Below are 22,128 nucleotides of genomic sequence, written 5' to 3'. Positions count from 1 at the left end.
ATGTTAAAAGATTTTAAAAAGTTTGCACTTAAAGGTAATATGATTGATTTAGCAATTGGTATGATTATTGGATCTGCCTTTACTAAACTTGTTACTTCTCTTGTGGAAACAGTAATTATGCCTATAATTACTATTTTTACAGGTAAAATTGACTTTTCTAATTTATTTATTTCTTTAGATGGTAAGGATTATGCAACTCTTGCAACTGCAAAAGAAGCTGGAGCTTCAGTAGTTGCCTATGGTTCATTTTTAACTGGTGTTATAGATTTTTTAATTATGGCATTTGTAGTATTTATAGTAGTTAGACAAATTAATAGGTTTAAGAAAAAAGAAGCGGCGGAGCCGATTACAACAAAGAAATGCCCTTATTGTATTTCGGAAATTGCAATTGAAGCAACAAGATGCCCTCATTGTACTTCTGAACTATAAGATGTACAAGTCTTAATAAGAGGTAGAGTGGATAGAAAATTGTGCGTTCATTAAACTCAGTAATAAGATCAATACTTATTGAAGATATGAGATTTAAAATAAAAAGGGAGTCTGTGACTTCTTTTTATTTATGTAAAGATAAGTAATGCATACTAGGATTAAATATATAGATAAAAGTCAAGTGTAATATTATATAATATTTTACATGATTAAGTGAAGTGATTATTTAGTACATTTAAAACAATATATGGTATTATTATATGGATGAGGGGGGATAAGATGAATATATCAATTATAATTCCATGCTTTAATGAAGAAAAAGTAATATTTAAAACATACAAAAGTTTGACAGAAATCTTATCAAAATATGAAGAAGACAATAGAGGCTATGAGCTAATATTTATAAATGATGGAAGCCATGATAATACAGAGACACTTCTTGTGAATTTTTGTGAAAAAGATAATCATGTTAAATATATTTCATTTTCAAGAAATTTTGGTAAGGAATCAGCTATGTTAGCTGGACTTAGGAATGCCACTGGGGATGTTGCTATAATAATGGATTCAGATCTACAGCATCCACCGGAACTAATACCCGAAATGGTAGAGTATTATGAAAAAGGATATGATCAGGTAATATGTAAAAGAAATAGAGATGGTGAAAAGTTAATTAGAAGAAAGTTATCACAATTATATTATAAAATAGTTAATAAATTTGTTGATGTAGAATTAATTGATGGAGTAGGTGACTTTAGATTATTAAGCAGAAAAGCTATAGATAGCTTAGTTAGCTTGGCAGAGTATAATAGATTCTCCAAAGGACTATTTTCTTGGATTGGATTTGAAACAAAGTATATAAATTATGATAATCAAGAAAGAGAAATGGGAGAAAGTAAGTGGAGTTTTAAATCACTTTTACAGTATGGTGTTGATGGCATAATATCATTTAATAACAAACCTTTACGATCTATTATTTATTTAGGTGTAATATTGTTATTACTAAGTATTATATATATTTTCATAACCCTAATAGGTATAGTTATTAATGGAATAGATTCTCCAGGTTATTTTACATTAATAACAGCAGTCTTAATTATAGGAGGAGTCCAATTAATTTCTATAGGAGTTATAGGTGAATATATTGGTAGAATATATTATGAGGTTAAGAAAAGACCACATTATATTATTAAAGATACTAATGTAGATGATAAGAGACTTAAATAGATTATTAGAAAGGAGATAAGGAAATCTTATATGAGCGAAGACAATGGAAATAGATTCAAATTGTTAATGAGAAACATAAGAGATGGCGAAAGTAAGAAATTCATGTTTTTACGTTTTGCTTTTGTAGGTGGTATAAATACTATTCATAATTATATTTGGTATGCTTTATTTTTATTAATATCTATGCCATATATGATAAGTTTTACGTTGGCTTTTATAATAAGTATGATAGGATCGTTTTTTCTTAATTGTTATTTTACATTTAAAACAAAACCTACTTTATCTAAATTTATAAAGTTCCCATTAACTACTTTAGCCAATTATTGTATTTCAACAGTAACACTATATATTTTAGTGAAAATATTAAATATACAACCATTTATAGCAGGACCATTGGCATCCATATTGCCAATACCTATTACATTTTTAATGACAAAATTATTATTAAAAGAGGAAGGTATAAAATTAAAAAAGATTACAGCTAAAGATATTATATATATTATAGTTATAATATTAGCTTTTTTAGGAATTGCTATGCTAAATCATGGGAGCTATTTATTTAGGAATAGAGGCTTTGTATTAGCAAGTAGAGACAGTATGACACAATTTATGTACTTCGTTCCATTTATAGAAAACACTATTGATAAAGGTGATATATTATGGTCATGGTCATATGGGTTAGGTGGAGATGTTTTAGGAGAATTTACATATTACTATACAAGTAGTCCATTTTTTTATATTTTATATTTTATAAAGAAAATAATAGGAGAAAGTTGGACTTATCTTTCATCTATAGATTTCAAGTTGTATATGAGTATATTTAAGGAATTTATTATTATGGTATTCATGTATAGTCTATTGCGATATGAAAATAGAAAAAGGTACACAAGCTTTATTGGAGCAGTATCTTATGGGTTATCTCTTATATTTATAAGAAATGCAATAGCCTTTGATTATATGACAGATGCTATGGTATGGTTACCATTAACAATTTTAGGTTATAAAGTTTGGGAGAAAAATCAAAAGAATTTTCTTTTGATTTTAGGAATTACTTTAACTGTTTTAAATAATTTTTATTTTGGATATATGTCTTTAATTTTCTATTGTATTTATGCCATCGTGTTTACAAGTGGTGAAGGAAATAGTATTAAAGAGAAAGTTAAAAGCTATTTTAAAAAAGGTTTTAACTTTGGTATGAAGATTATCTTAAGCATTGGTATAGCAGCTTTTCTATTTATTCCTGCTGTCATTGCATTCATGAGTGCAGATAGATTTCAAGTTATTTATGATATACCTATGTTATTTGATAGTGGGTTCTATAAAACAGTATTTGAAAAGATATTTTTATATAAATCATTTATAGGTATGCCATTAATTGCATTAGTAGTATTTACTGTACCATTAAGAAAAGTAAGTAGTGAAACTAAAAGAAAAACATTGCTAGCGTTTATATTTGTTATACTATCTATGATACCAATGGCTTATAGTATGTTTAATGGATTTTCTTATGTATCATACAGATGGTTATATATATTTAATTTTGTAATTGCTTATGCGATTCCAAACTGGATAGAAGATTGTAATCTTTATAAAATCAAAGGTGCTATTAAAATTTTATTAATTGGATTATTCACTGTAATTATGCTCTATACAAAGGCAGAAAGAGGCGGTGGATATGTAGCAACAGCTGATATAATAATTCTATTTGCAGGAATTAGCTCTATAGTTATACTTTATATTAGAAAGATGTTGAATAGTAAAGTGTTACAATCAATTTTGAGTTTTATGATTATAGTATGCATTTTAGTTGGAGGCATAGAAAATTGTAAAGTACATTTGATTACCTCTTATGGGGAAAAATACCATTTTTTTGATAAGGATCTTTTTAATCGTAGAGGTATGGACAATGATTTAGAGAAAAAGATATTAGCTGAAACTGTACCTAATACTAATGAATTCTATAGGGCCATATATGAAATTAAGGATAGCGAAAATACACCAATGAATTATATGAATTATGGTGCCAGTGCCTATAATAGTTTGATAAATAAGAATGTCCATAAGTGGATGAAAGTAGATTATAATGTTGTCCAAGATCATGTATCGCCTAGTAGATTTGCAAATTTTGATAATAGATTATTTTTAGAAAGTGCTTTTGGAGTTAGGTATAAACTAGAGTATGATAACGAGAAAATACCATATGGATACAATGAGAAAATCGCTGAGGGAGATTATACTCTTTATGAAAATGATAATACAGTAGGTTTTGACTTATGGTATGATAGCTATGAGAGTTTAGATAAATTAGAAGGTCTTAGCTATGCAGAACGTGATGCAGTTTTACTTAATACTGCACTTTTAGAAAAAGATGTAGAAAAAATTGAAAAAAATAATTTGAAATTCGATACTATCAAAAAGCTAGAATTTAATTACGATAATATAGAGCTATCAAATGCTAAGTATAGTGATGGTAAACTCTATGTAGATAAATCAGGAGAAATAATACTTCCCATAAACAATAAATATAATAATGTTGATGGTGAAATTTTATTTACTATAAATATTAGACCAGAAAATGGAGAGAGATTTGATATAACTGTTAATGACAGAATAAGTAAAAAAGAACCAGAAAGTGGTCAATGGACATATCCTTTAAATGAATTTACATTTAAAGTGTCGGGGGACACAGATACCATGAAAATACAGTTAACACCAGGAACTTATATAGTTGATAAAATTGATTTATGGTACAGTTCCTATGAAAAGTACAATCAGTGGGTAGATGCTAGAAATAAATACAATATTGAAAGTTTAGTTGTAGATGGACCACATGTATCAGGAAACATCATAAATAATGAGAAAGGGATTTTAGCATTAAGTATTCCTTATAAAAATGGATGGACAGCTAAGGTGAATGGTGAAAAGGTTGATTTACTAAAAGTAAATGGTATATTTACAGGAATAGAATTAGAACCAGGTAACTATACATTAGAGTTAAGGTATATTACTCCGGGATTGAAATTAGGCGGATTAATAAGTATAGGGTCATTAATAATATGTTTAGGATGGTATATAATTGGTAAAAGAAATTTAAAAAATGAATTTAAATCACGAATATAATTCATGGAATTATATTTACAAGTATGTTAAAAAATGCTAGAATGAAATTGTTGAAAATATATAAAGGAGGTCGTTTTTACATGAAAAACTTAAATAACTTAAATAAAATCCAATTTTATAGTGCATATAACGATCTTAACAACATTTTCTAAAATATTATTTTGCTTACTTAAGTCATAGGGTTGTTTGGACTCTATGGCTTTTTATTTTTTATGATTGTGGGGGGAGATATATGCAATTTAAAATTAATGAAATCTACTATGGATTTAAATTATTAAAAGTGGAGAAGGTAGATGAGGCACAATCCATAGCTAGAGTATTTGAACACGTTAAAAGTGGGGCAAGACTTTTACATTTAGAAAATAAAGATGATAATAAATTATTTTCTATAAGTTTTAGGACAACGCCTACAGATAGTACTGGAGTTGCTCATATATTAGAGCATTCTGTACTTTGTGGGTCAAGAAAATTTAAGGCTAAGGATCCTTTTGGAGATATGGCAAAAAGTTCATTACACACATTTTTAAATGCTATGACCTTTACGGATAAAACTATGTATCCTGTAGGGAGTAAAAATAATAAAGATTTTATGAACTTGATGGACGTATATTTAGATGCAGTTTTACATCCTAGAATATATGAAAATCATGAAATATTACGCCAAGAGGGTTGGAGATATGAATTAAATGAAAATACTAATAAACTAGATTATAAGGGTGTAGTTTATAGTGAAATGCAAGGAGCGATGTCATCACCAGAGGAAGTTATTTGTAGTGATATATATAGATCCATATTTCCAAATACTACTTATGCTTTTGTTTCAGGTGGAGATCCAGAGGATATACCTAATCTAACTCAAGAGGATTTTGAAAAGTTCCATAGCAAATTCTATCACCCATCTAATAGTTATATCTACCTATACGGTGATCAGGATTTAGATGCATGTCTTAAGTTTATAAATGATGAATATCTTTATGAATTTGACAGAATAGAGATACCTTCTCATATAGATGATGTGAAAAATTTTGAAGGTATGGTAGAAAGAACTGCTAATTATTCTATTAGTGAGGATGAAGATGAAGAAAATAAGGCATTTTTAGCGCTGAATTTTGCCTTTGAAGAAACACGTAATGGAGAGGCATATTTAGCTACAAAAATACTTTATAATATATTAATAGAATCCTCAGCATCTCCAATAAAAGCTACGTTACTTAAAGCTGGCATAGGTGAGTGCATTATTACAAGAGATGATATGAATATGGATCCAACTAAGGAAATATTATTCCCAATAGTAGCTAAGAATGTAGATGTTACAAAGAAGAATGAATTTAAAAATATTATCATGAATACCCTTAAAGAACTTGTAGACAAGGGCTTAGATAAGGACCAATTGAAAGCAGCTATAAATACCGTTGAATTTGGTTTACGTGAGGCTGATCCATGGAGAAGTGCTAATAAGGGAATTGAATATAATGACTGGGTTTTAAATAGCTGGATATATGATGGAGACCCTCTTGTGCATTTAAAATATGAGGATAACCTTAATAAAATAAAAGCTGCTTTAGACAATGGATACTTTGAAAAATTCATTGAAAAGAACATGGTTAATAATTCTCATTGTTCCTTAGTAGTTTTGACACCTAAAAAAGGATTAGAAGATGCTAGAATTAAAACTTTAGAAGAAAAGCTAGAAAATTACAAAAGATCTTTATCTGAAAAAGAATTAAAAGATCTTATGAAAAGAAATGAGAAATTAAAAGAGGCTCAGGTTAGGATTGATACACAAGAAGAAAAGGATACACTTCCAAAGCTTCCTATAGAAGAGGTAGATAAAAAAGTAGAAAAAATTCCTCAAGATGTTGTAAAAGAACAAGGAATAACTATTTTAAAACATCATATTCCTACAAATCAAATAGCATATATTGATCTGCTATTTGATGCAAAAGTAATTGAAGAAAAGTATATTCCTTATTTAGGACTTTTAAAGGATGTTTTAGGGGAGCTTGATACTGAGAAAAGAGGTTATTCTGAATTAATCACAGAAATCTATAAAACTACAGGTGGAATAACTTTTGAAAATGAAGTATACACTGAGAAAAATAATAGTCAGGTATATCATCCTAAATTTATAGTTAAATCAAAGGTAATTGCAGACAACATTTCACATCTATTAGAGTTAGTAAATGAAATAATTACTACTACTAAATTTGATGATTTAAGTAGGCTTAAACAGATTATTCAAGAAATAAAATCAAAGCTTCAAATGAGAGTTATAAATGGAGGACATGAGGTTGCAATGAACAGAGTATTTGCACAGACTTCTTGTGGTAGAGGATACTGGGAAAAAATTAGTGGTGCAACTTATTATGAATTCATCTGTAATTTAGAAAAAAGTATTGAGAAATCTGGTAAGGAAGTTAGAAGAAATCTTATTAAGGTTTATGAAACAATATTTAATAAAAATAATTTAATAATTTCAGTGGTTGGAGAAGAAGGAGAAATTGAAGCAGTAGTATCTAATATTAATAAGGTTATTTGTAATATTAAATCTGAACCTACTAAATTATATAATCTTGAGCATAAGAGCAAAAAAGATATCGAAGCTATAATAACTGCTAGTAATGTGCAATATGTAGTTAAGGGATTTAATTTTGCAGATCTTGGTTATGAGTATTCAGGGAAAATGAGAGTACTTTTAAATATAGTAGACAATGAATATTTATATCCTAGAGTCCGTCTTCAAGGTGGTGCTTATGGATGTTATAGTGACATGAATAAGGATGGTAATTTAGCAATTTTCTCCTATCGTGATCCCAATCTTACAAGAACTATAGATATATATAATGAAGCTTATAAGTTTTTAGAAAAAGTAGATTTTACTAAGGAAGATATGGAAAAATTTATAATAGGATCTGTTGGACAGTTATATAAACCATTAACTCCTGATAGAAAAGGTGAAAAAGCAGTTGCGGACTATATATGCAATGTAACCCAAGAAGACATTCAAAGAGAGAGGGATGAACTTTTAAGTACTACTAATCAGGATATAAGAAATTATGCTGCAATGATTAAGGTAGGAATGAGTGAAAACTATTGCTGCACAGTAGGAAATGAAGGTAAGGTTAATGAAAATAAAGTTATTTTTAATAAAATAAGTAAATTACTATAAAAATAACTTGCTTTATATAATAAACTGTAGTATGCTTAATAAGAACTTAAATTAATAGTAAATAATGTAAAGCCAATATGTTTCAATTAGTACTTAATAAATATAGTATGTAATATCGAAATTTTGTTAGTGAATTATTACAATAAATTTAAGAAAAATAAAATTTCGGAGGTATACATTTATGAATGGTACAGTAAAATGGTTTAACGGAGAAAAAGGTTTTGGATTTATTACAGGAGAAGATGGAACAGATGTTTTCGCACACTTTTCTCAAATAAATTCTGATGGTTACAAGTCACTTGAAGAAGGTCAAAAAGTTTCTTTTGACGTAGCTAAAGGACCAAAAGGACCACAAGCAGAAAATATTACTATTATCTAGTTTTTAATTAGTAAATATTTACCCCTTAAATAGGATTCTATTTAAGGGGTTTTTTAGACTTTAAAATTAATTATTATTTAGAAGTGTTTTTACACAATAATATATGAATCTTAAATTAATCTTCATGTTAAATACATCTACATAAATGAAATTTTATAGAGTTAAAAAAGGTGATAAAACATTAGAAGACTTTAAGTTATAATAATGCAAAGTGTTATAAATAAATTTTAGAATAATTTCTAATGCCCGTTTTTTACTATAGCCATCAACATGGTTTGTAACTTTCATCAATAAACCCTCGAAAAATATAATAACATTTTCACTTAATTCTTTAACATCTGCTTGATTTATATATCCATCTTCAATACATACTTCAAGTAAAGCAAGATCACGTTCATTAATATAATCTTTATCCAGCATAGTAGATAAAGATGTTGGGAGGTTTTTTAATTCATTAGGGAAAATTTCATAATATTCCTTCATAGTATCTTTAACACTAAGATGACCTTGATCTAGAAATATTGATTTAAAGATTTTAGGATTGTTAAAAGCGTGTATAGAGAAGCACTTCCAAATACCTAAATAATTCTCTAAAGATGAATTATCTTCACTAATATAATTAGGAAGATCTTGAATATATAAATTATAATATTTCATACAAGCAAAAAACAAAATATGATTTAAATTTTTAAAGTATTTATATGCTGTAGCAACGTTATATCCTGTAGTATGAGCAATTTTTCTTGCTGTAACATTTTCTATCCCTTCTTCATCTATAAGTTTATTAGCTGAACTTATGAAAGAAACTATCATTTCTTTTCTTTCTATGGCTGACTTAGTCATAAGATTACCCCTTTAACCCACTTAATATTAACATATACATCCATTATAACATTAAGGTTTAAGTTTTATAAATATATAGGGTTACTATTTGATTTTTAAATACATAAAATTTGTTAATTAAATAACAAAAAAACGTAAACACGTTTACAAAATGTAATGAGTGGAATAAAATAATATTATAAATATTAAGAAAATTATAAAAATAACAAGGGAGTGGGAATATGAAACTAGAAATTGGAAATTTTTATGTCGAAGACATAGTTTTTGGCGAAAAAACAGAATTTGCTCAAGGGATACTAACTATTAATAAAAAAGAAGCATTAAATTTTGTTTTAGAGGACAAACATATAACTGAAGCGGATTTATTTATTGTTAAGCCAGGTGATAATGTACGACTTATGCCAGTAAAAGAAGCTATAGAGCCAAGAGTAAAGTTGAATGGAAATTCATTATTTCCAGGTTATACAGGAGATTTAGTTAAAGCTGGTGATGGTAGAACTCATGCACTGAAGAATTGTAGTTTGCTTGTAGTGGGAAAACATTGGGGTGGATTTCAAGATGGACTTATTGATATGAGTGGAGAAGGTGCAAAATATACCTACTATTCTCAACTTAAAAATATAGTACTAGTTGCTGATACAGATGAAGAATTTGAAAAAAGAGAACAACAGAAAAAAAATAAAGCTTTAAGAGAAGCAGGACATAAACTTGCAGAATTTATAGGCAGTGTTGTTAAAGATTTAGAACCGGAAGAAATTGAAGAATATAAATTAGAGCCAGTAATAAAACGTGAAAAAAGTGTAAACGAACTTCCAAGTATGGTATTTGTTATGCAACCTCAATCTCAAATGGAAGAGTTGGGATATAACACATTTTTATATGGATGGGATATGAATCGTATGCTACCAACCTTTATGCATCCCAATGAAGTTTTAGATGGAGCGTTGGTATCAGGAAGTTTCATGCCTTGCTCATCTAAATGGTCAACTTATGAGTTCCAAAACAATCCTACAATAAAAAGACTTTATAAAGAACATGGAAAGACAATAAATTTCTTAGGAATAATAATGTCAAATCTTAATGTAGCATTAGATCAAAAAAACCGTGCTGCACTATTTGTAGCACAGATTGCAAAGTCAATTGGAGCTGATGGTGCAATAGTTGCAGAAGAAGGGTATGGTAACCCAGATGCAGATTTTACAGCTTGTATAGTTGCTCTTGAAGATGCTGGAGTAAAAGTTGTAGGACTTACTAATGAGTGTACTGGAAGAGATGGACAATCACAGCCACTAGTTTCTATGGATGAAAAGGCTGATGCTATTGTGTCTTGTGGTAATGTGTCAGAATTAATAACTCTTCCACCAATGGAAACTGTTATAGGAGAATTAGAATCTCTAGGTAGAGATGGTGTATCTGGTGGTTGGGAAAATGATGAGATACTTGGACCTTCTGTAAGAGCAGATGGATCAATAATAATGGAGAATAATGCTATGTTCTGTGGAGATCAGGTTTGTGGTTGGTCGCCAAAAACAATGATAGAGTTTTAATAACTAGGAGGGGATAAAATGGAAAAGGCAGTAATATATATAAATCAATTCTTTGGTCAAATAGGTGGAGAAGACAAGGCGGATTTTGAGCCTATAATTAAGGAAGGCACAATAGGTCCAGCTATAGAGTTAAATAAAAACTTAGATGCAGAAGTTACTCATACAATAATTTGTGGAGATAACTTTATGGGATCTAATACAGAAGAAGCTATAAAAAGAATTATAGCTGAACTTAAAAATATAGAATTTGATATTTTCTTTGCAGGACCAGCTTTTCAAGCAGGAAGATATGGAGTTGCGTGTGGTGAAATCTGTAATGCTGTTAAAGAAGAATTTAATGTTCCAGTAATTACTTCTATGCACATAGAAAACCCTGGAGTAGAAATGTTTAAAAGGGATATGTATGTTTTCGTAGGGGGACATAGTGCAGCTAAAATGAGAAGTGATATAAAATCTATGGCAAGCTTTGGAGATAAACTTTTAAAAGGTGAAGAAACCCTTGGTGCTGAAGTAGAGGGATATTATCCAAGAGGGATAAGACATCAAATTTGGAGAAAAGATGGTAAGTGGGGTGCTGATAGAGCAGTAGAAATGCTTATAGAGAAATTAAATGGAAGACCATTTATCACTGAACTTCCAATTCCTAAAACAGATATAGTACCTATAGCAGAGCCAATTAAAGATCTTAAAGATGCAACTATAGCACTTTTAAATACAGGAGGCATAGTACCTGTAGACAATCCAGATAGAATTCAATCGGCATCTGCAACAAGATGGGGAAGATATAATATTGATGGAGTAGATGATCTAAAAGGTGGAGTTTATAAGACAATCCATGCTGGTTTTGACCCTGCAGCAGCAGATGCAGATCCTAATGTAATAGCTCCAATAGATGCATTAAGAGCATATGAAAAAGAAGGAAAATTTAAAAAGCTACATGAGTATTTCTATTCAACGGTTGGTACTGGAACTACTCAAGCCGAGGCAAAGAGAATGGCACATGAGATTTTAGTTTATCTTAAAAATGAGGGTGTAGATGGAGTTATAATGGTTTCTACGTGAGGAACCTGTACGCGTTGCGGTGCAACCATGGTTAAGGAAATTGAAAAATCAGGTATGCCAATTGTACAAATGGCAAACTTAATTCCAGTTTCAAAAACAGCAGGAGCAAACAAGATTATTCCTACTATATCTATTCCATATCCTTTAGGAGATCCAGGCACATCAAAAGAAGAACAGTGGAAACTTCGTTACCACAGAGTTGGAGTTGCATTAGATGCCTTAGTAGCAGATGTAAAAGAACAAACTGTTTTTAAAGTTAAGTTTTAATCTTTAAGGGGCTGTGAAAGTAAATTTACAGCCCTTAAAGAAAACTTACGGCATAATTATCTACTTTAATTTTAAGGAGGATATTGTTATGGGGAATAGCAACACTAATACAAACACAACACTCAATGCAAATACTAAAAGAAAGAAAGAATCAAATTCAGTTTATATTATTTCATTGATTATAACTTTCATTATTGTATTTTGGGGAATTTTAGATAAAAGTGGGTTTGAAAAAATGTCTAGTAGTGCTCTTAATTTTTTAACTGAAAAATTTGGTTGGGCATACCTGATTTCTATGTTTTTATTTGTAGTATTCGCAGTGGTATTAGCATTTAGTAAATTTGGAAAGATAAAGCTTGGTGCAGATGATTCAAAACCAGAATACAGCACCGTTGCTTGGTTTGCAATGCTCTTTGGCGCGGGTATGGGGATAGGACTAGTATTTTGGGGAATTGCTGAGCCTATATCTCATTTTGTGGCTCCAATAGAAGGTATAGCTCCAGGTTCCGTTGAAGCTGCAAATTTTGCTTTTAAATCTTCCTTTATGCATTGGGGATTTCACCCGTGGGCAAATTATAGCATTATAGGTCTTGCCCTAGCATATTTTCAATTTAGAAAAAATAAACCTGGACTAATTAGTAGTATATTTATTCCGTTATTAGGAGAAGAAAGAGTAAATGGACCAATTGGTAAAACTATAGATATACTTGCAGTATTTGCCACAGTAGCTGGAGTTGCAACTTCTTTAGGACTTGGAACACTACAAATTAATAGTGGATTAAGTTACATGTTTGGAATTCCAGAAACACCTATAGTTCAGCTAGTTATAATATTTGTTATAACAGTAATAGTTATTTGGACTGCAGTTAGTGGGATTGAAAAAGGAATTAGTGCAATATCAAATATAAACTTGGTTATTGCCTTTGGAATTTTAATTTTATCTTTATTTATAGGACCAACTATAAAGATAATAAATACTCTTTTAAATGGTACAGGTGGTTATCTAGCAGAGTTTATAGAGAGTAGTTTGCATATTGAACCTTTTGCAAGTAATAAATGGGTAAATAGTTGGAGAATATTTTACTGGGCGTGGTGGATTGCTTGGGCTCCTTTTGTAGGAGTATTTATTGCTAGAATATCCAAAGGAAGAACTATTAGAGAGTTTATCATTGGAGTTATTGTAGCGCCAAGTATTGTATCTATAATTTGGTTCTCAGTTTTTGGAACTCTTGGAGTAAATCTTGGTATTACTGGTGAGCTCACAATGGATGTGTTAAAGAACTTAGCTGCATCACCAGAAACTGCATTCTTTCAAGTTATAACTAAATATCCACTAGGAAGTATAATTTCAGTATTTACTATAATATTATTAGGTACTTTCTTCATTACTTCAGCTAATTCAGCAACTTTTGTGTTAGGTATGTTATCCTCAAATGGAGATTTAAATCCATCTAATAAAAAGAAAATAATATGGGGTATACTTCAGGCACTGTTAGCTACAGCTTTATTGTTATCAGGTGGATTAGCATCACTACAAACAGCATCGGTAGTTGCTGCATTTCCGTTCATTATAGTAATGCTTTTATGTTGCGTTTCCTTGTGGAAGGCACTTAAAACTGAAAAGATATAATTAGCAATCTAGATAGATTGTGAGGTATATTTATATTAAATTTATTTATAAAGTTTAAGGGAGTCATAGACTCCCTTTTTAATATTCATTTCTAAAAGCTTAAGTAATATAAGAATTAATTATTTATCTAAGCATATTACGATAATCCTTAGGATACATGCCAAAGGTTTTAAAAAAAGTTTGACTAAATTTACTTAGGTTTCTTCATTATATATTTATTTTAGTAACACTTTCTCTTTCAACTAAAGTGTTATCAAGGATTATTTTTACACCATATTCATTATTAACAGCTATCTTATCTAACACTAAGGCAGCTGCTTTACTACCTAAAAGCTGCATATGTTGATCTATAGTTGTTAGTTTAGGTTCCACTAAACTACTTAATTGAATATTGTCATAACCTATAATAGATAAATCCTTAGGAATATTTATATTTAACTTTTTACAGCTATTCATCACTCCAACGGCCATAAGGTCATTGCAGGCAAATACTGAAGTTATCTTAAGTTTTGGGAGTAACTTCATCATTAAAGCGGTAGTATTATCTACAGTTTCTATACTATTTCCTTCTCCTACATCTATTATATAGTCAGGATTAAAGTTACCTATTTCCATCATCATATTTTTGTAAACTTCCTCTTTAATATCATAGGAATAGCTCTCTTTGCCCCTAAGAAACAATATGTCTTTGTGATTATTATCTATAAGGTAGCTTAAAGCAAGCTCACATCCTGTAGCTTCATCATTAGATACTGAAGAGATATTAGGTACTGAGGTGTAACCATTAACGAAGACTAACGGAAGCTTTTTAGCTATATCATGAAAAAACTTACTCTTTATGTTAGAGGTACTTGGATCTATAACTATAATTCCTGAAACATTTCTGGAAAGCAAATCATTTATACATTTTTTTTCTTCATTTTTATCATTGGAGGTGGTCATGAGTATAATGGATAGAGAATGTTTCTTTAACTCTGTTTCTATACCATATACAACGTTAGGAAAAAACATATTAGTCAAGCTAGGTACTACAACTCCAATAATAGTTGACTTCTTTTGAGTTAACTCCCTTGCTTGCATGTTTGGTACAAAGTTAAGGTCATCAATGACCTTAAGTACTCTTTCTTTAGTTTCTTTTTTTACTGGATAATTTCCATTTATAACCCTTGAAACAGTAGCTACAGACACATCAGCTCTTTCAGCTACTTCTTTAATAGTTATACTCATAACTTATTCCACCTTATAACATATTTAAAAATTTATCAAAGGCCTCTAGACCTGATTTATCTCTTTTAAATACCCCTGAATGATAAAGAACTTCTTGAAACTTTAATCCAATTTCTTTTCTTAAGATTTCATCTACGTCTTTCTCTTCAATAGATGGGTATTTATGAACTATATAATTATACCATTGACTATGTTTCAGCACAATTCGGTCTGTGGAGATATCATCTACACCTTGAAGTAGGTAATCCTTAATTATTTGAAGTTCCATTTTTAATCTTCCAGGCAGGATAGCAAGACCCATTACTTCTATAAGACCTATATTTTCTTTCTTTATATGATGAACCTCTTCATGAGGATGAAATATCCCAAGAGGGTAAGCACTATTTGTTCTATTATTCCTTAAAACTAAATCTAGCTCGTATTTTTCATTTCTAAGTCTAGCTATAGGTGTAATGGTATTATGCACTTCACCATTACTTCTACTTAATATGTGAACAGCTTCATCAGAGTAGTCTCTCCAAGACTCTAGAATATAATTAGCAAGATTTAAAATTTCATCTTTATTAGAACTAGAAAGTCTAATGGTTGACATAGGCCAGTTTACTCGTCCTACAGTTACGTTTTCATATCCTTTTATATAATAGTTTTTTTCAATAGGAGCTTTTTCCATAGGAAAGGTATAACAGCCTCCTTGGTAGTGATCATGAGATAAAATAGAACCGCCTACTATTGGTAGATCTGCATTAGATCCTAAAAAGTAATGAGGGAATTTTTCTACAAACTCAAGGAGATTTTCAAAGGTAGATCTTGATATTTTCATAGGCACATGGTCACTATTTAATACAATGCAATGCTCATTATAATAAGTATAAGGAGAGTACTGTAAAAACCACTGATTATTTTTAAGCTTTATTGGAATTATTCTATGGGTATCACGGACAGGATGATTTAAGTTTCCGGAAAAACCTTCATTCTCTTTACATAATAAGCATTTAGGATAATTAATAGAGTGTTGCTCTTTAGCTTTAGCTATATCCTTTGGATCCTTTTCTGGCTTGGATAGATTTATAGTTAAGTCTAACTTCCCATAAATAGTTGGAGTTTTCCATATAATATTTTTATCTGTACGTTCTTTTCTTATATAGTTTGAAGCTATGCTCAGGTTATAATAATAATCTGTAGCTTTCTTTGAAGAGATTTTGTATACTTCATAGAAGTTTTTTATTACTTCTGAAGGCCTAGGCATGACACAGTTCATAACCTTAGTATCAAATAAATCTCTTTCCGTAACTGTATTTTCAATGATTTTTTTATCTGTAGCATAGTCTAATATATTTTCTAAGATAGACGTAGGATTATTTAACTCTTCATTGATTTCACTTTCTTCAAAGTCTTTTAGATTTAGTAGACTAAGAAGTAGATTAGTAGAATAAATTTTATCTTCTTTAGCGAGAAGACCCTTTTGAAGGGCAAAGTTTATAAGCCTACTTATTTCATAATATATCATTAACTCTACCTCCTAAAATAATTTTCTTGCTCCACCTGAAATATCAACAGTATAGAAACTTGGATTATAGCCTATAATACTCTCATATTTATTAGAAGAGTATTCTATAAAATTAGATATACTATCTTCTCTTACTATACTAACTGTACATCCCCCAAAGCCAGCTCCAGTCATACGAGAACCAAGAACTGTTTCCTTTTGATCCCAAGCAGCTTCTACTAGAGTGTCTAGCTCTATACCTGTAACTTCATAATTATCTCTTAAGGAAATATGAGATTCATTTATCAAATTACCAAAGATCTTAAGGTTATTTTCTTTTAATGCCTTAACTGCTTTTAAAGTTCTTACATTTTCATAAATAGCATGCTTAGCTCTTTTTCTTATAATTGGACTTTGAATTTTATTTTTAAAAGCTTCAAAGTCGTCCTCTGTAAGTTCACCAAGAGAGGCAATAGACTTATATCCTTTAAGGATATTTAAAGCTTCTTCACATTGAGTCCTTCTTTCATTATATTTGGAATCTGCAAGGCTACGTTTTTTATTAGTGGAGCCTATTATGATTTTATAACCCTCCATGTCGACATTGCTATAGTTATACTCTAAAGTATTACAATCTAATAATAGAGCACAGTTTTCCTTTCCCATAGCTACAGCAAATTGGTCCATTATACCACAGTTAACTCCGATAAATTTATTTTCTGCTTCTTGACAAAGTTTTGCTATGGATATCATATCTATATTCAGCTTAAAGGCATCTTTTAATATTATTGCCATGAGTACTTCTAAAGAAGCAGATGAGGAGAGACCTGAACCATTAGGAATATCACCATATATTAAAATGTTAAAACCATTAGGAATTTTAAAACCATGATTTTGAAAGGTTTTAATAACTCCTTTTAAGTAGTTTCCCCAATTATCTTTTAAGTCATATTTCACTTCCGATAAATCAAATTCAATAATGCCAGCTTCTTTAAAGTTTTTAGAGAAGAGTTTCATTTTAGAGTCATTTCTTCTAGAAACTATACCATAGGTTCCAAGAGAAATTGCACAGGGAAATACATTACCTCCATTATAGTCAGTATGTTCACCGATTAGGTTAACCCTACCAGGAGAAAAGTAGCCGTTACAAGGTTCTTCTTTAAATATATATTTAAAATCATGCTTTAATTTTTCTATAAGTTCCATAGATATAACCTCCGAAAATTTTTTATAATTATATAGTAAGCGATTACTATATAAAAGTAAATAATTTTATCGAAACAAAATATTAACTTATAAAGATAATATTTACAAAGCACTATAATTTCATTATTATAAAGATATAAGTAAAAAATGGCTGAAAAATTAATATAAAAATATATAGAAACTGATTTCTATAGAAAGGCGAAAAATGAAAATTTTAAAGAGAAGTATATTTAAGCAGGATGAGGATGAAGTTTTTCAGTATTCTTTTAAAAATAATAGTAATATAGAGGTTAAAATATTGAATCTGGGAGGAATTATTACTGACATTCTCATGCCTGACAAATATGGTGTCGTAGAAAATATAGTAGTTAAATGGAAAAATCTAAAGGATTATATTAATGATAATAGCTATAGTGGAGCTATTATTGGGAGAACCGCAGGAAGAATAGCTGATGGTTATATTGATATTTGTGAAAAGAGATATGAGCTTACTAAAAATCAAGGAATAAATACTCTACATGGTGGTATTCATGGATTTAACAGTAAGATCTGGGAAGGTACTATTTTTGAAAGTGAAAAAGAAGTTGGAGTAATTCTAGAAGCTAAAAGCAAAGATAGTGAAGATGGTTTTCCGGGAAATATAGATATTAAGGTAAAGTACACATTAAATGATAAAGATGAATTATCAATTGAATACTATGGAAAGAGTGATAAAGATACATTGCTAAATATGACTAATCATAGTTACTTTAATTTATCAGGCAACTTAAAAAGAAATATATTAGATGAAGTTTTGACAATAAAAAGTAAAAGTATGGTAACTATAAGAGAAGACTCTGCACCAAGTGGAGAAATAATAAATATTTTAGGTACAGCCTTTGATTTTAGTATACCTAAGAAAGTTGGTGATGATATTAATAATAATCATGAACAACTTATTCTAGGATGTGGTTATGATCACCCATGGGTTTTAAGTGATAAAGAAGGTCAGATTGTTTTAAAGGATGAAGTCAGCGGAAGAATCTTGGAGATATCTACAGATAGAGAAGCAGTAGTTGTGTATTCTACTAACTTTCCCGAAAGCAGCAAGGAATTAGAGTGGGGAGGAAATCTAGAAAGACATGGAGCTATATGCTTTGAAACTCAAAATCTAGCTATAGGACCTAAAGGAAGGTTTATGGAGAATTCATTGATTAAAAAGGATGAAGAATATAAGGCTAAAACCATTTTTAAGTTTAGGGTTCATAAGGATAATGAATTTTAATAAAAATTATAGAGTTAGGTACATGAAAATAAATAATGGATCAAAGATTCGAAGTATATTTGTCACGAGACAAGGAGTTAAAATCCTGTAATAGTGGCGCTATGACAGGATTTTAACGACGCAGTATTCGTGGCAAATAGGCGAGAAAACTGATCTATTATTTATTTGATAGTGCCTTAGGGGGGATGTGCAATATGAAGCTATGGGAAAATATAAATATTGATGGTCTTAATAGAATGGAGCCTAGATCTAGCTTTTTAAACTTTTCGTCAAGGAGTATGGCGGAACTTGGAGAGAGAAGGTATACCAATAATTTTAAAAACTTAAATGGCATATGGAGTTTTTTATTTTTAGAGGCTCCTGAATATTCTCCAGAGAATTTTTATAAAGAAGATTTTAATACAGAAGGTTGGGATAAAATAACGGTACCTGGTAATTGGCAACTACAAGGCTATGGGAAGATGCATTATTCAGATCTGTGGTATAACTTTCCTATAAATCCACCCTATGTACCTACAGAAAACCCAACAGGAATATATAAAAGAAAATTTAGCCTAGATGAGTCATGGTTAGGAAAGAAAATAATATTAAAGTTTAATGGAATTGATTCTGCCTATAATCTATGGATAAATGGACAAGAAGTAGGCTATAGTAAGGGTGCTAGAATACAAGGAGAATTTGATATAACTAACTATGTAAGAGTTGGAGAAAATCAGTGCGTAGTTAGAGTATACCAGTGGAGTGATGGAACTTATTTAGAAGATCAAGACATGTGGTGGTTAAGTGGTATATTTAGAGATGTAGAGCTTTACTCAGAACCACTCTTAGGAATATATGATTTTAAAATAGAAACTGACCTAGATGAAAAATATGAAAATGGAACACTAAGTATAGATTTTAAATTTAAAGAGGCTAGAGACCAAGTTGTTCAAATAGAACTTTTTGATGATAATAAAAAGCTTATATTTAAAGATATCTTAGATACAAGAAATGGACTAAAATTTGAAAAGAAAATAGAAAGTCCTTTAAAGTGGAGTGCTGAGGAGCCGAATTTATATAGTCTTATGATGACAGTTTATAAAGGTAATGAGCTGGTTCAAGTAATACCACAAAAGGTAGGCTTTAGAAAAATTGAATTAATGGGAGAAGTTTTTACAGTAAATGGAGTAGCCATAAAGCTAAAGGGTGTAAATAGACATGATTATAATCCTAAAAATGGAAGAGTTGTAGCTAGAGAAGAAATAGAAGAAGATATTATTTTAATGAAAAAGCATAATATCAATGCCCTAAGAACATCACATTATCCTAACTCAGAGTGGTTATATGACCTTTGTGATGAGTATGGTCTTTATGTTATTGATGAAACAGATTTAGAATGTCATGGCTTTGAGCTCACTGGAAACTATTCATGGATAAGTGATGATTCAAAGTGGGAGTCAGCCTATGTAAATAGAATGGAAAGAATGATTGAAAGAGATAAAAATCATCCATGTATAATTATGTGGTCTTTAGGTAATGAATCTTCCTTTGGTGTGAACTTTAAAGCTATGGCTAAGAGAGCTAAGGAGTTAGACAATACAAGGCTTGTTCACTATGAAGGTGATTTTAATGTTAAGGAAGAAGATGGGCCTGTGTCAGAGGTTTATAGTACTATGTATACTTGGCTAGAACATGATAGTAAATTAAAGATGGATGACATAATAAGTAAGGTAAAAAAACCTCATATACTATGTGAATATTGTCATGCCATGGGAAATGGCCCAGGAGCTCTAAGAGAATATCAAGATTTATTTTATAAATATGATAAACTTCAAGGAGGCTTTGTATGGGAGTGGTTTGATCATGGAATATACTCAGTAAGTGATGAAGGAAAGATATATTACAAATATGGTGGAGATTTTGGTGATGACCCAACTAATGGAAACTTCTGTATTGATGGTTTATTAATGCCTGATAGAAGTGCATCTCCAGGGCTTTTGGAGTATAAAAAGGTCATAGAACCTGTTGAAACTAAGGCTGTTGATCTAACTAAAGGTATTATTGAAGTCATAAATAGATATGACTTTAATAACTTAAATATATTAGAATTAATCTATAGCATAAAAGAGGATAATAAGTTAATAGAAAGTGGACGATTACCAATGCCGTCCATAAAGGGAAGAGAAAATAGAGAAATAATTTTGCCTTACACCATGGAGTTTCCTAAAACACCAGGTGCAACTTATTATTTAAATATATCCTATGTTTTAAAGGATAACTGTAAATGGGCTAAGGTAGGTCATGAATTAGCTACAGCTCAATTTAAACTACCTATAGAAGTAGAAAAGGTAAAAATAAAGCCTAAAGGTATCATTGAAGTGGTAAAAGAACATTGTACCCTTAAGGTTATAGGAGAAGATTTTCAGGTAGACTTTGATTTGGTTAAGGGGAATATAATAAAAGCAGTTAGAGATGGATACTGCATTATAGAAGAAGGACCTAAACTAAATTTCTGGAGGGCTCCAATTGACAATGATATGTATCTTCTAGAAGACTATAAGAAAAAATATTTCATGCACCTAGGGCATGAAATTGTAAGAAGTATTAATTATGAAGTTAAGGATAATGTACTACATTTTAAAGTAGAAACAATTAACGGAACTACTAATTCTTCATGGCATTATAAGTCTACTTATGAATATATAGTTTTTGGAAGTGGAGATATTTTAGTAAAAGTTTCTGGGACTCCTTCAGGAGATATAGAGAATGCTCCTGAAATGATACCGAGAATAGGAGTAAAACTTAAAGTAAACAAAGAGCTAGAGATGGTTAAATATAAGGGAAGAGGCCCAGGAGAATCCTATCCAGACACAAAGGAAGCTAATTTGTTTGGAGTATATGAAAATACCGTTGATGGACTACTTACTAATTATGTTAAGCCACAGGAAAATGGAAATAGAAGTGATTGTTCGTGGGTTAGTCTTACTAGTGATAGAGGTATGGGAATTATGGCAGTAGCTGAGGGAAAATTTGACTTTAGTGCTTCTTATTATGAGGATAAGGATTTAGAAAAGGCAAAGCATAATATAGACTTAGTGAAGAGGGATTATGTTATATTTAACATTGACTATAAACAAAATGGTGTAGGTACTAACTCTTGTGGACAATGGCAACTAGAAAAATATAGATGTAAATTTGAAGATTTTAACTTAAGTTTTAGAATTTCTTTATTTAATAATAAAGAAGTTAGCGAGGTTGCTTTAGGAAGAGAAATGTTAGAATACTAATTAAAGGGT

Annotated in this window: 14 protein-coding genes; 10 read left to right on the top strand and 4 right to left on the bottom strand. The window is 30.1% G+C overall.

Features of this window, described 5'->3' with window-relative positions:
* The 5 genes from mscL (at position 1) to ABDZ93_RS15595 (ending at position 8,321) form a co-directional block, all read left to right on the top strand.
* Positions 1-429 (top strand): large conductance mechanosensitive channel protein MscL, encoded by a 429-nt coding sequence (mscL, locus tag ABDZ93_RS15615; protein ID WP_343827389.1) that lies wholly within the window; start codon positions 1-3, stop codon positions 427-429.
* Positions 430-708: 279 nt separating this feature from the next.
* Positions 709-1,653, top strand: a complete 945-nt coding sequence (locus tag ABDZ93_RS15610; protein ID WP_343827388.1) for a glycosyltransferase family 2 protein — start codon at positions 709-711, stop codon at positions 1,651-1,653.
* Positions 1,654-1,719: 66 nt separating this feature from the next.
* Complete coding sequence (locus ABDZ93_RS15605; RefSeq protein ID WP_343827387.1) at positions 1,720-4,773, top strand: YfhO family protein; 3,054 nt, start codon at positions 1,720-1,722, stop codon at positions 4,771-4,773.
* Positions 4,774-5,005: 232 nt separating this feature from the next.
* On the top strand, positions 5,006-7,942 hold the full coding sequence (locus ABDZ93_RS15600; RefSeq protein WP_343827386.1) for an insulinase family protein: 2,937 nt from the start codon (positions 5,006-5,008) through the stop codon (positions 7,940-7,942).
* Between the two features lie 181 nt (positions 7,943-8,123).
* Positions 8,124-8,321, top strand: coding sequence for a cold-shock protein (locus ABDZ93_RS15595; RefSeq protein ID WP_035131204.1), 198 nt, complete (start codon positions 8,124-8,126; stop codon positions 8,319-8,321).
* Between the two features lie 153 nt (positions 8,322-8,474).
* On the opposite strand, the gene ABDZ93_RS15590 is transcribed toward ABDZ93_RS15595, so the two are convergent.
* The gene (locus tag ABDZ93_RS15590) at positions 8,475-9,164 is read right to left on the bottom strand and encodes a TetR/AcrR family transcriptional regulator (protein ID WP_343827385.1); all 690 of its coding nucleotides are present in this window, start codon (positions 9,162-9,164) and stop codon (positions 8,475-8,477) included.
* A gap of 221 nt (positions 9,165-9,385) precedes the next feature.
* On the opposite strand from ABDZ93_RS15590, the gene ABDZ93_RS15585 reads away from it, so the two are divergent.
* The 3 genes from ABDZ93_RS15585 to ABDZ93_RS15575 all read left to right on the top strand — a co-directional run bounded on the left by ABDZ93_RS15585 (position 9,386) and on the right by ABDZ93_RS15575 (position 13,670).
* Positions 9,386-10,711 carry a glycine/sarcosine/betaine reductase component B subunit gene (locus ABDZ93_RS15585; RefSeq protein ID WP_343827384.1) on the top strand — a complete coding sequence of 442 codons (1,326 nt, stop codon included), beginning with the start codon at positions 9,386-9,388 and terminating at the stop codon, positions 10,709-10,711.
* An 18-nt stretch (positions 10,712-10,729) separates the two neighbouring features.
* Entirely contained in the window at positions 10,730-12,040 is a 1,311-nt protein-coding gene (gene grdH / locus ABDZ93_RS15580) for a betaine reductase selenoprotein B (protein ID WP_343827383.1), read from the top strand.
* Positions 12,041-12,128: 88 nt separating this feature from the next.
* On the top strand, positions 12,129-13,670 hold the full coding sequence (locus tag ABDZ93_RS15575; RefSeq protein WP_343827382.1) for a glycine betaine uptake BCCT transporter: 1,542 nt from the start codon (positions 12,129-12,131) through the stop codon (positions 13,668-13,670).
* A gap of 207 nt (positions 13,671-13,877) precedes the next feature.
* Here the strand turns inward: ABDZ93_RS15575 and ABDZ93_RS15570 are convergent, their stop codons facing one another.
* Genes ABDZ93_RS15570 through ABDZ93_RS15560 form a run of 3 tightly spaced genes read right to left on the bottom strand, consistent with a single transcriptional unit; the run spans position 13,878 to position 17,589 of the window.
* On the bottom strand, positions 13,878-14,897 hold the full coding sequence (locus ABDZ93_RS15570; protein ID WP_343827381.1) for a LacI family DNA-binding transcriptional regulator: 1,020 nt from the start codon (positions 14,895-14,897) through the stop codon (positions 13,878-13,880).
* A 13-nt stretch (positions 14,898-14,910) separates the two neighbouring features.
* The gene (gene galT, locus ABDZ93_RS15565; RefSeq protein WP_343827380.1) at positions 14,911-16,404 is read right to left on the bottom strand and encodes a UDP-glucose--hexose-1-phosphate uridylyltransferase; all 1,494 of its coding nucleotides are present in this window, start codon (positions 16,402-16,404) and stop codon (positions 14,911-14,913) included.
* A gap of 12 nt (positions 16,405-16,416) precedes the next feature.
* A complete protein-coding gene (locus ABDZ93_RS15560; RefSeq protein ID WP_343827379.1) occupies positions 16,417-17,589 on the bottom strand; it encodes a galactokinase in 1,173 nt (390 codons plus the stop codon).
* Positions 17,590-17,794: 205 nt separating this feature from the next.
* On the opposite strand from ABDZ93_RS15560, the gene ABDZ93_RS15555 reads away from it, so the two are divergent.
* Together ABDZ93_RS15555 and ebgA are read left to right on the top strand one after the other, a co-directional pair.
* Positions 17,795-18,853, top strand: coding sequence for an aldose epimerase family protein (locus ABDZ93_RS15555; RefSeq protein ID WP_343827378.1), 1,059 nt, complete (start codon positions 17,795-17,797; stop codon positions 18,851-18,853).
* 194 nt (positions 18,854-19,047) lie between these two features.
* The gene (gene ebgA / locus ABDZ93_RS15550; protein ID WP_343827377.1) at positions 19,048-22,119 is read left to right on the top strand and encodes a beta-galactosidase subunit alpha; all 3,072 of its coding nucleotides are present in this window, start codon (positions 19,048-19,050) and stop codon (positions 22,117-22,119) included.
* Positions 22,120-22,128 lie beyond the last annotated feature (9 nt).

The organism is Clostridium subterminale (assembly GCF_039521425.1).
Lineage (GTDB): Bacteria > Bacillota > Clostridia > Clostridiales > Clostridiaceae > Clostridium_J > Clostridium_J subterminale.
This window is presented reverse-complemented; position numbering and strand designations above follow the sequence as displayed.